The 12737-nt window shown below is 30.9% G+C and carries 9 protein-coding genes; 6 read left to right on the forward strand and 3 right to left on the reverse strand.

Features of this window, described 5'->3' with window-relative positions:
- Positions 1-108: 108 nt before the first annotated feature.
- Entirely contained in the window at positions 109-804 is a 696-nt protein-coding gene (locus tag CLV86_RS10870; RefSeq protein WP_076732722.1) for a LytR/AlgR family response regulator transcription factor, read from the reverse strand.
- Between the two features lie 209 nt (positions 805-1013).
- On the opposite strand from CLV86_RS10870, the gene rpsF reads away from it, so the two are divergent.
- From rpsF to hisS, 6 genes are all read left to right on the forward strand, one after another.
- On the forward strand, positions 1014-1352 hold the full coding sequence (gene rpsF / locus CLV86_RS10875; RefSeq protein ID WP_076732723.1) for a 30S ribosomal protein S6: 339 nt from the start codon (positions 1014-1016) through the stop codon (positions 1350-1352).
- Between the two features lie 2 nt (positions 1353-1354).
- Positions 1355-1651: a 30S ribosomal protein S18 gene (rpsR, locus tag CLV86_RS10880; RefSeq protein ID WP_076732725.1), complete on the forward strand. Its 297-nt coding sequence runs from the start codon at positions 1355-1357 to the stop codon at positions 1649-1651.
- Positions 1652-1664: 13 nt separating this feature from the next.
- Complete coding sequence (rplI, locus tag CLV86_RS10885; protein WP_076732727.1) at positions 1665-2126, forward strand: 50S ribosomal protein L9; 462 nt, start codon at positions 1665-1667, stop codon at positions 2124-2126.
- 87 nt (positions 2127-2213) lie between these two features.
- The gene (locus tag CLV86_RS10890; RefSeq protein WP_076732729.1) at positions 2214-3113 is read left to right on the forward strand and encodes a glycerophosphodiester phosphodiesterase family protein; all 900 of its coding nucleotides are present in this window, start codon (positions 2214-2216) and stop codon (positions 3111-3113) included.
- A gap of 14 nt (positions 3114-3127) precedes the next feature.
- Positions 3128-3595, forward strand: a complete 468-nt coding sequence (locus CLV86_RS10895) for a DUF6495 family protein (RefSeq protein WP_121052323.1) — start codon at positions 3128-3130, stop codon at positions 3593-3595.
- 189 nt (positions 3596-3784) lie between these two features.
- Positions 3785-5170 carry a histidine--tRNA ligase gene (gene hisS / locus CLV86_RS10900; protein ID WP_121052325.1) on the forward strand — a complete coding sequence of 462 codons (1386 nt, stop codon included), beginning with the start codon at positions 3785-3787 and terminating at the stop codon, positions 5168-5170.
- 81 nt (positions 5171-5251) lie between these two features.
- Here the strand turns inward: hisS and CLV86_RS10905 are convergent, their stop codons facing one another.
- Both CLV86_RS10905 and CLV86_RS10910 read right to left on the reverse strand, forming a co-directional pair.
- A complete protein-coding gene (locus CLV86_RS10905) occupies positions 5252-6109 on the reverse strand; it encodes a T9SS type A sorting domain-containing protein (protein ID WP_121052327.1) in 858 nt (285 codons plus the stop codon).
- A 211-nt stretch (positions 6110-6320) separates the two neighbouring features.
- Positions 6321-12701, reverse strand: a complete 6381-nt coding sequence (locus CLV86_RS10910; protein WP_121052329.1) for a DUF8202 domain-containing protein — start codon at positions 12699-12701, stop codon at positions 6321-6323.
- Positions 12702-12737 lie beyond the last annotated feature (36 nt).

The raw sequence follows: 12737 nt of genomic DNA on the forward strand, positions 1-12737 counted from the left end.
TTTGCGAGATTTGTATAAAAAAGCACGCTTAAAAAGACTGTTTAAAAGTAAAAATCCTACTCGATAGAGTAGGATTAGTTTAGTTAATTAAAATAAGTGCGGTTAAGTTTAAATATTATTTAGGGCATCAACAAGCAATGTTTTTTTATTTCTACTTAAAGGGATTTCGTAGGAACCAACTTCAACATTTTTACTGTTAAATCTATCTACTTTGTCAAGATTTACAATATAAGATTTGTGTATTCTTAAAAATTTACCGTCAGGTAATTCGCCTTCAAAAGCTTTCATTGTAGATAAAACAACAAGAGAAGTATCTTCGGTAACTAATTTTACATAATCACCAAGAGCTTCAATCCATTTTATATCTTTAATATATACTTTACGTTTTTTAAGGTTACTTTTTACAAAAATATGTTCACCTTCGGTTTCGTTAAAATCTAATTTAAGTTTATGTTGTTCTAAAGCTTTTTCAACAGCTTGATTAAAACGTTCACGAGTAATAGGTTTTTGTAGGTAATCTGTAGCATCGTAATTAAAAGCTTTAAAAGCGTATTCAGTTTTTCCAGTAACAAAAATAATTTGTGGTCTGTTATTTAATACGTCTAAAAGCTCGAAACCATTAAGTACGGGCATTTCAATATCTAGAAATATAAGATCTACCTTGTGAGTATTTAATCCGTTTTTTGTTTCTAAAGCACTGCTGTATTCAGCAATAAGATTTAATGAGTTATTGTTCTCAATCAATTTAACTATTGAAAGTCTTTGTATTGCTGAGTCATCAACTACTACACAATTTAGAGTCATAGCGTTTGTATATTTGGGTTTAATTATCGACAATGTTACAAAAAATTCGGATTAAAACCAAAAAACATCGCTTAAATGTAAAATTTAACATTTTTTTTAGATTTAAAATGAGCTTAAAAATTGTTTCAATTTAATTTTAAAAAGAATTGTGAGTTATAATAAAAAGAGTTATTTTTGCACTCATTTTTAACACAAATAAATAGATTTTTATGAATCATTATGAAACTGTTTTCATCTTAAATCCCGTTTTATCTGATACACAGATAAAGGAAACAGTAAAGAAATACGAAGATTTTCTTACTGAAAGAGGAGCAAAGATGGTAGCCAAAGAAGATTGGGGCTTAAAAAAATTAGCTTACCCAATTCAAAACAAAAAAAGTGGATTTTACCACTTATTTGAGTACACTATAGATGGTGAACACATTACTCCTTTAGAAGTAGAGTTTAGACGTGATGAGCGTTTTATGCGTTACTTAACTGTAGCTTTAGACAAGCACGCGATTTCGTGGGCAGAGAGAAGAAGAGTTAAATTAAACAAAAAAGCGTAATTATGGCATCTATCGAACAACAAGCAAAAGGAAAAAAAGAAGGTGAAATTAGATATTTAACACCTTTAAATATTGATACGAACAAGCAAAAAAAATATTGTCGTTTCAAAAAATCTGGAATCAAGTATGTAGATTACAAAGATGCAGATTGGTTATTAGGGTTTGTTAATGAGCAAGGTAAAATTTTACCAAGACGTTTAACAGGAACTTCTTTAAAATACCAAAGAAAAGTATCTGTAGCAGTAAAAAGAGCACGTCACTTAGCTTTATTACCATACGTAACAGATTTATTAAAATAAAACTAGCATAACAATGGAACTTATATTAAAACAAGACGTTGAAAACTTAGGATTTAAAGACGATGTTGTAACGGTTAAGAACGGTTATGGTAGAAATTTTTTAATTCCTACAGGACACGCTGTATTGGCAACATCTTCTGCAAAGAAAGTATTAGCCGAAAACTTAAAGCAACGTGCCTTTAAAGACAAAAAATTAATTGAAGAAGCGAATACTACAATTGAAGCTTTAAAACAATTAGATATTAAAATCGCTGCTAAAGCAACAGAAGGAGCTTCAGCTGGAGATAAATTATTTGGATCTGTAACTAAATTAGATTTAGTGGATGCTTTCGAAAAAGAAGGACACACTATTGATAGAAAGTTTATCACTATTACAGGTGGAAACATTAAACGTTTAGGACAGTACACAGCAACTGTACGTTTACACAGAGAAGCAACAGCAGATATTGATTTTGAAGTTGTAGCTAAATCTTAAGATTTTAAATCACATAATACAAAACCGTTTGGAGTCTCTTCAAACGGTTTTTTTAATTTTAAATTTTACGCTAACGCAGAATTACTAATGAAAAAACATTTACATTTTATAGTATTAATTGTCTTACTTGTTTCTTGCAAGAATGATGTTTCTAAAAATGAAACTTTACCTCAAACTAATACAGAAATTATAAAAAAGTCTGTTTTAATTGAAACTTTTAAATATAAGCCTAATGCAGCACCAATTATAAGTGTACATCGTGGAGGAAAGAGTATAAAAAACTACCCAGAAAATTGCTTAGAGACTTTACAATATGTAAACGATAGTATTCCTGCTATTTACGAAATAGACGTAGCTAAAACAAAAGATTTTAAACTTGTATTATTACACGATAATACTTTAGATAGAACAACTACAGGTTCTGGAAAAATTTTAGATTATACTTATCAAGAATTACAAGCCTTTAATATGGTTGACGATTTTGGTAACGAAACCAGTTTTAAAATTCCATTATTTACTAATGTTTTAAAATGGGCAAAGCAAAATAATGTAGTGTTAACAGTAGATATTAAAAGAAGTGTTAATGTTGAAACAGTAATAGATGCTATTAGAAAAGAACAAGCAGAAGATAACTGTATTATAATTACTTACGATTTAAAACAAGCACAGAAAGCTTATAAGTGGGCACCAGAACTTCTATTATCTGTTTCTGCAAGGAATGATAAAGAGTTAGACTGGTTATTGCACTCTAATATTCCTACCGAAAATATGTTAGCTTTTACTGGAACACGCCTATCTCCAGATGCGTTTTATAAAAAAGTACAATCTTATGGTATAAAAACAATTTTGGGTACATTAGGAAATTTAGATAATCAAGCAAAATCTAAAGGAGAAGTGCCATACAGTGTTTGGAAAAATAAAGGAATAGATATTTTTGCAACAGACAGACCGTTTGCGGTAGCAAAAGCTTTAAATATTAAAAAATAGAATAAACAATTAAGATGAAATACGCTAGGTTAACAAAAGAGCAGTTTGAAGAGTTACATAAGGAGTTTATAAACTTTTTAGCAACACAATCTATAACAGCAGAAGAATGGGCAAATTTAAAAGCCAATAAGCCAGAATTAGCAGAAGTAGAATTAGATGTTTTTAGCGATTTAATTTGGGAAGGAGTACTAAATCAAACCAGATATTTAGAACACATTTCTCCAAACGATATTCATTTGTTTTCTTTAAACGAAGATAACATGCATTTAATTGGTATTAAAGTAAAAGAAGATGTCGATTTAACAACAAAAGAAGGCTTTAATTGGTTAAGAAATAACTTAATGCATGATAATGTAGAGTTTGTACAAGCTAAAAAGGACTACAGCGACGATAAAAACTTAGATAAATTTACACTTATTCAGCAAGGATCTAACATTACTAAGGGCGAATTGTATGAATATATGTTTAAACTTATAAATTAACAAATTCCTGCGAATGCAGGAATCTCATTAATTAACTTTCGTTATTTACAACTAAACGACTATTTTTGTCATTCCGCACTTGATGCGGAATCTAAATTTAAGAAAACGTCACTTCGAGTGATTTGTGAAGCATGAGCAAATTGTATCGAGAAGACATTAAAAAGATTCCTGCCTTCGCAGGAAGTTGATATGGCACAAAAACCAAGTATACCAAAAGGAACAAGAGATTTTAATCCCGAACAAGTTGCAAAACGCAATTACATATTTAATACTATAAAATCTCAATTTAAAACTTTTGGATTTCAACCTATAGAAACACCAAGTTTTGAAAATAGTGATACTTTAATGGGAAAGTATGGTGAAGAAGGTGATCGCTTAATTTTTAAGATTTTAAATAGTGGTGATTATTTATCCAAAGTAAATGATGAAGAATACGCAGGTAAAGATTCTAATAAAATTACCGCTAAAATTTCAGAAAAAGCTTTGCGCTACGATTTAACAGTGCCATTTGCTAGATATGTAGTGCAACACCAAAACGATATAGATTTCCCTTTTAAGCGTTATCAAATGCAACCAGTTTGGAGAGCAGATAGACCACAAAAAGGACGATTTAGAGAGTTTTATCAATGCGATGCAGATGTTGTTGGCAGTGATAGCTTATGGCAGGAAGTAGAATTTATACAACTTTACGATAATGTGTTTACTGCTTTAGGTTTAAAAGGAACTACTATTAAAATAAATAATCGTAAAATACTTTCTGGTATTGCTGAAGTAATAGGTGCTAGCGATAAACTTATAGATTTTACTGTAGCTTTAGATAAGTTAGATAAAATAGGAGAGGAGAAGGTAAAAGAAGAAATGTTAGGTAAAGGAATTTCGCAAAGCGGAATAGATAAATTGCAACCATTGTTTTCTTTAACTGGAGATTTTAATTCTCAAATAGAAAGTTTAAAAGACATTCTTAGTACTTCCGAAGAAGGAAAAAAAGGTATTGAAGAATTAGATTTTATTAATAAAGCAATTAGTGAGCTAGACCTAAAAACGGCTAATTTACAGTTAGATGTTACTTTGGCTCGAGGATTAAATTATTACACGGGCGCTATTTTTGAAGTGTCTGCACCACAAGGAGTAAAAATGGGATCTATTGGCGGTGGAGGAAGATATGCCGATTTAACTGGTGTTTTTGGTCTTAAAAATGTAAGTGGTGTTGGCATAAGTTTTGGGTTAGACCGTATTTATTTAGTGTTAGAAGAATTAGGATTGTTTCCAGAAACTATTGCTAAAAGTACAGAAGTTCTATTTATAAATTTTGGAGATGCCGAAGCATTATTTAGTTTAAAAGCAATTAAATATTTAAGAGAAACTGGTATTAATGCAGAGCTTTATCCAGATAAAATAACAAATGGAAAGCATATGAAAAAGCAAATGAATTATGCTAATAAACGTAATATTCCATTTGTGGTTTTAGTAGGTGAGGAGGAAATGAATAAGAATAGTTATACTTTAAAGAATATGAAATCTGGAGAACAGAATAAAGTAGAGCTAAAAAAACTAATAAGTTTATTAAAAAATTAATAGGAATATTATAATAATTAAAAAACCTGAGGACTTGTTGTTCTCAGGTTTTTTAGTTTTTATTTAGATGCAAGTAATAAATTAATTAACTAATATTTTTTTTGATTTTGATTCTACATCCGAATTAACTCTTAAAATATATTGTCCAGACTTTAAGTTATTTGTCTGTATTACAATTTTTTCTTCTTTACCAATGGAATTATACTTTGCTTTTAATTTTCCAGAAAATGAATAAATTTCGACAGATGTAATAGGAGCAGTATCAGGATTGTTAATACTAATTTGTTTTGAGTTGTTTAAAAACTGAATTTGAACACCAGCTTCAGCCTTTAATCCTAGGCTAATATCTATGTTTATGCCAAAACCGTCTTCGTCTTCTTCATCGGTATTATCTGTTGTAGAATTTTCTTCTTCTTCTTCTTCTGTGTTTTCATTTTCATTTATAAAACGTAATTCAAACCGATTTACATAGTCTCCAGCATTTAAAGCTAAAGAAACTCCAGTGTTATTTTTTATGTTGTAATAAGTGTTGTCTTCTTTATCAAAAAGAAAAATCTCTCTATCCTCTGGTACATTTTGTAATTGGTCTATAACTATAGTGTAATCACCATCTATAGCAGTATGTACACCTATAGGTAAAATTGAATTTTCGTCTATATTGTCTATACCTTGAATATTAAATTTTCTATTATCTATTATCCAGTAAATATCATCTGGATTAGTGTTAAAAATTTCGGCATCGTAACCAAAATCTATTCCTGCAGTCGCATTATTATCTACAGTAACTAAAATTTGTTTGTGAGTATTGGTTGTAGAGGTAAAGCCTAATCTAATTTTCATTCTATTATCATTATTAGTCCCTTGTTGAGCAAATAAATTGATACAGAATAATGTAATTATAAACGTATATAATATTTTTTTTAGCGAAAAATTATTCATGGTTAGCGATTTTAAAAAACAAAAAAAGTAAGATTTTGTTTCTCTCAAATTTATAGCAATAAGTAAGTTAAATTTTAAAAAAAGCTACAAAAAACTAATAAATACGATATACGGCAAGTTTGTGTTAATTTTTACGATTAACTACTTTTTACATAAAAAGAAAGCCTGAAACTTAATGTTTCAGGCTTTAGAATTTTTAGATTTCTATATATTACTCAACTAAAACTTTTTTAGAGAGTTTTCCGTTTTCGGTATTAATTTCTATAATATATGCTCCAGTAGAAATATTATTAGTTTTTAATTCAATAATACTATCATTTTCTATTTCGGTATATTTTATAATTGACTGACCTAAAATATTAAATAATTCTACAGATTTAATAATTTCGAATTCTGGATTATTAATAACAATAGTTTCGTTATTGTTTGCAAAATAATATTGTAAACTAGTTTCAGCTTCAAAATCTTGAGTGCTTAAAGTATTTGCGTTAGAGAACCTTAAGTCAAAACGGTTTAAATACTCACCTGCATTTAAATTAACGGTAAATTCTGGGTTATTTCTAATATCAAAATAAGTATCTGTAACGTTGTCATAAATGTATATTTCTAAATCATTAGGAACATTTTCTAGAGCATCAATTTTAATACTGTTATCTCCGTTTTCATTAGTAATAATTCCTAATGGTAAAATTGTAGAAACATCTATTTGGTTTGTTCCTTGAATAAGATATTTTTTATCATCTATATCCCAAAACATGTCGGTAACTTGAGAATCGTTAGACTCTCCATCATATCCAAAATCTACTTGTGGTGTAGCATTTACATCTTGTGTTACTAGAATTTGTCTTGTATAAGTGTCATTAACAGAATTAAAACCTAATCTAATTTTTAATCTATTATCATTATATACAGTTTCGTTTGGTTGGTTATTGCTTTGTCTTATAAATACAGAGTTAGCTCCTTCTTTTTCAAAAACACGTTGTCCGTTATTAAAGTTTATAGTTCCAGAACTAGATCCTGTAATAAAGAAACTTTGTCCAACAGGAATATAACGGTCTGGAGTTTTTGTTGGTGTTCCTCCTGTTGTAGTTCCTCCTGTTGTATAGTCGTGTTGCATAGCTGGTATACCTCCCGAAAGATTATATGTTGCATAACCTCCTTCATATTGTGATACATAATGAGATCCTCCACCAAAGTGTTCCCAAAAATATACTGTACCAGTAGTGTTTGTGTTATTTAATATAAATGTATTAGCGTCTAATGCTGATGCATATGGGTTACCAACTAAATAATCATAATTATTATCTATAGTTAAGTTAATATCACCATTATTAGGCTTTCCTCTAAAAACATAGTTTTGTTCTAAAGCAATATTGCCATTAGTGTTACTTACACCTTTCATTGTAAATCCTTCTCCTGCAGACATTGTTCCAGTACTACGTACATGTTGCCAGTTATAATAGTCTGTAGCTAAGTTTGCATACTTCCAAATCCAGTAATCTGCAATACCTATAGGTGAGCCAGATGTTCCATCATAACCATTAATTATAAAATTAATAGCTTGTGGTGAAGCAGGATTAGTACCGTCTAACAATACATCTGGAATTGTGTAATTATTGTTGTTAGTGGTCGTGTTACTAACACCAACTGGTGAAGACCAATAATTATATGTGTATAAATCTTGTGTACCTTGTTGGTCTCTTTCTAATAGTCCAGAACTTGTTACATCTAAATCTGAATCTATAGTTTGTATTAATTGAGATTCTCCTTCTAAATCTATTTTACCATCTAAGTTCAGATAGTGAGATATTGTTAAAGCATTCCCTGAGTTTGTAGCTGTATTTCCTGCTACAGATAAAGTGTTACCTATAACATTAAGAGATAATAAAACTCTATTGCTATTGTTTGCAGTAGGTAACGATGTATTATCCATAGTAATGTTGTGGTTTGTTTCTACAATATTCCAATCTACAGTAGTGTCGCTATTTACTATAGAAGCTGCACCAGGAATTGTTTGCACATCTCCGTTAAGCCATGTACTGTTTAAATTCCAATCTGTATTATTTGCCGTTTGGTAAGGTAATGGTGCAGTTTGAAAATCTACTGTGTTTAAGTTTCTTAAAGCACCTTGATTTCCATTCCCAGAAGCATCTTCTGTATTTGTATATGTATAAATAGACATTGGATAGTATGCAGCTAAAGCATTCCATGGTATGGTTGCAACATCGTTTTTAGTTATAGACGATGGAATAACTTTACCATTAACAAAACCAGTGTTTTCTTGAATTTCTTGATTCATTATATACTGTAATTGTGCTTGAGTAAGTTCTGTATCCCAAATTCTAACTTCATCAATATTTCCTCTAAAGTATTGTGTAGGCGTGTTTTTTCCTGCAGCAGCAATATTAAAAGACTCATCTGTATCTATAGGTGCATTTCTATTTGCAGATCGGTCTAATACACCATCAATATATAGGTAAACTCTTGTGCCGTTGTAGATGGCAGCAACGTGATGCCACTCATCGTCTGGAATAGAAGTGTTAGATGTTAGGTTTTGGTTGGTTCCATTTATCCAACGCATTTGAATTCTGTTATCATTTATTATCCTAAAATCATAACCTTCTGTATAAGCTACATCTCGTTTAGATATAATAGATGCATTACCAGTATCTGCGGCATCTCTTTTTATCCAAGCAGAAATTGTAAATCCAGATGGATTTAAATTTAACTTATTAGACATATCGATATAGTCTTGCGAACCGTCAAAATAAACAGAACGTGTTACTTCTACTTGCGGTGCATAACCAAAAGTAATATATTTAGTACCATTAAAATCGTAATCTGCTTCTAGATTAGATCCATTTATTTGCATTAATCTATAATCTGCAGTAGGATCGAATACTGGTGTATCTGAAATAAACATATAATAACTTCCAGGAGGACTAATATTTCTGATAGCATCTTGAGGAATACTTACTTTTACAGAACCTACATCTCCACCAGTTTCAACAACTTTCCAGATACGTTGCATTCCTAAAAAGCTTACAGGAGTCGACAATCCAGAAATTCCAGAACTTAAATCTACAGCAACAGTTATTGGAGCAGCATCTAAACTAGCATTGTTATTTCCCCAAACTAAGTAGTTTTTATCATTTAAAGTTTCAGTATTTGTTGAAATGTTTTCTGAATTAGTGTTATAAATGTCGTTTAATCCCATAGTAAGGATACCTTCAATTCTTCCAAAACCATCTACAGCATCATTTACACTTCTAGATTGTTTTTGGTTTAATTCTCCATCATCATCTCTACCAATACCAGCAATATCGTAATTGTATCCAATGTTTGCAGATTGATCCCAGATAACGCCTCCGTCACTATCTACATAGTCTTGCGAAGTACCGTTAACACCTAATGTTATACCATATTTAATGGCAAGATAAGATTGTATTCTATTACGTTCTTGAGTAAGGTTGGCATCAGATTTTCTTGAGTTATATGTTATTACTTCTGCAATACGACCATCAAAACTACCATTCCAGTATTGGCTTCTTCCTAACCAATATCTTCCATTGTTAATAGTAGCATATCTGGAAATGTCATTTGTTTCGTTTCCAACCTGGTTGGCGTTGAAATATAATTCCATATCAGTATCAGATGCATTTTGTCTAATATTTATTATTTGAATTTTATTATAATCGTTAGTTGAGTTTGTATCTGCTCTTCCATATCCATTTTCGGCAGGATTTGAAGGTGTTTCGCTAGTTGTACCAATACAGAAAGTTAACCTTTCGTTATTAAACCTTGCAGTGTAAGATCCATAACCAAAACCAGTAACATCTTCTGTATAACTTTCAGTTAAGGGATCTGAGCCTGTAAAAGTGTCTAAAGGAACCATTCCTGTAGTAATTGTAGGATCTGGCATTAGTACCACAAACATATCATTTGTATTAAAACCTCCAGTTCCTTTTAGCTCATCTCTATTAGTAATATATGTCATATCAGCATATGCTGTAGTGTTGTCGTTTTCAAACTCAATAACAGGATTAAAGTTCATGTTTTTTACAGTATTGTTTCTAAATACTGGTTCTTGACCAGCAACAACAACTTCTGCATTATTTCCTTTTCCATTATCTATCCATTGGCTTACAAGAGATCCATCGGTAGCAGTTGTAGTTCCGTTTACTTGATCTGCTTTTAACCATAAGTCTAAGCCAGATACTACTCCTCCAGGAGCTACTGTAGGTGTACAAAATGTAGTCGCAGAAATTTTAATATTATCTACATAAACTCTATCATTACTATTGTTAGCATTACAACGTACTCGAAACCTACTATTGGTTGTAAAAGAATAATCTGTTGCGAAAATTGTAGATGTTTTAGAGTAAGCAAATGGAGTTTCTGTAGCTTCGAAATCTGCATTTTTATTTACTATAGATCCACTTACAAAATTTCCAATTACTATCCAGTTTGTACCACCATCACTACTATATTCAATAAAAAAGCGTTCTCCGTTATCCATTCCTTCAGGTTTGAAAAAGAATTTAAAATCTACTTTGTCATAAGTAAGTATATCGAAAATAGGAGAAATAAATGATGAAGTATTTCCAGTTGCATCACTATTACTAACTCTTAAACTAAAGTTGCCATCGTAAGACCATGTCGCATTATTTTGACGAGATGCATTAGCACCGCCAGAAGTCCAGCCTTCTAAACCGCTTTCAAAAGTAGCGTTGTGTATATCTATAGATCCACAAGGAGGTGGAATAAATCCTGTACCTTGAATGTTAAAATTATATGGGTCTTCGTCACTATCATTATTATCAATACTAATACTAGCAGTTCTTAAGCCAACAGCACTTGGATCAAACGTGATAGCAAAAGTTGTACTATTACCTCCAGTAATTGGAGTAGTAGGTATTGTAGTAATTGTAAAGTCTGCTGCATTGGCACCAGTTATATTGACGTAAGGAGTGCCTCCTGTTAAATTTAAATCTGAAGAACCATTATTCATAATTGTAAAAACATTTACATTGGTTCCTCCAGCAATATCGATTGTTCCAAAATCTGTATCATCTGAAAAATCCGGAGTAGTATCGCCATCTAAAATAGTAGTAGCGTTTCCTTGGATGTTTATTTCTGAAAACGGAGTAAAACCATTACCTTGAATATTAAAAGTGTATGGGTTCTCATCAGCATCATCATTAGTGATTTTTACTGTAGCTGTTCTTAATCCTACATCACTTGGATCAAAATTAATAGTAAAGGTTGTGCTACTTCCTGCTGAAATTGAATTAGAAGGTGCTGTAGTTACCGTAAAATCACCAGCATGTAATCCTGATATAGTTATATAAGGAGCAGCTCCTGCTAAATTAAGTGTAGCTGAACCTAAATTTTCAATAGTAAATGTATTGTTTTGTGAACCAATTACAACATTTACAGTTCCAAAATCAGTATCATCTGCCACATCTGGTGTTGTGTCTCCATCTACAATATTTACAGCATTACCTTGAATATTAATTTCTGGTTGTGGAGCAACACTTGTAACTAATGAAATATCATCAATAGCCATATCTCCTGTAAAGTTATTTTTTGTTTCTTCTCTAAAGCGAATTTTAACGGTTTGACCTACATAAGCGCTTAAATCTATATCAACTAAATTCCAATTTTGATTACTACTTGTTTGGTCTTGTCCTAACTGAGACCAAAGTGTTGAGAAATTTACACCATTATCTGTACTTAATTCTACAAAAAGGTCTCCCATACTATCACCATACATATGGTAATAAAATGAAAAATCTGCTGCGGTTTCAGATGTTAAATCAAAACAAGGACTTGATAAAATAAAAGTATCATTATAATTAGGGCTACTAGACTCAGTAAACATATACCAACTCCCTCCATTAGCTGCAGATGGTCCTGTGTTGTTAGATGGTGTACCTCCACTTCTTCTAGTCCAATCATTATCATCATTAGTACTTTGTATCCAATTTCCTATACCAGATTCAAATCCTTCATTGTAAGGAAAAGTGTCTACTGTAGTTTCACATGAATATCCAGTAATTACTATATCATCAAAAACGGCATATTCATCAGTTCCGTTACATTGGCCTGTAAATCGAAAGGCAGAATTTGCATTGAAATTATATGTTGCACTATTTAATGAAAAAGTGAAAGTTTGTTGAGTTGTACTTGAATTAGCAAACTCTACACCTCTTCTGTAATCTTCTAGTGTAACCCATGAAGTACCATCAAAATATTGCAAATTAAAACCTTCATTATTATCAATATTTAATGAAGTAAAACAAAATTGAAAATCAACACTATCATAGGCTGTTAAATTTAGATTAGGAGATGTTATTCTACTAGAGTTATCCAAATTGTGCGAATAGTACACAAAAATAGCACCAACATTAGTACAACGGTAATTATTATTAGTAGTACGATTTGCATAAGTGCCACCACTTGTCCAACCTTGAAAACCGCTATCAAAAGTGTAATTTCCAATTGTAGTTTGCGAAAATGTTACATTAAAAAATGATAAGATAAAAAGTAGTAATGCATACTTTTTAAATGCGAGGGTAGAATTTTTCATAAGTAGTTAGGTTAATTTAGGGAACCTAGTTTGTAA

The sequence above is a fragment of the Lacinutrix venerupis genome (genome assembly GCF_003663945.1).
GTDB classification, from domain to species: Bacteria; Bacteroidota; Bacteroidia; order Flavobacteriales; family Flavobacteriaceae; genus Lacinutrix; species Lacinutrix venerupis.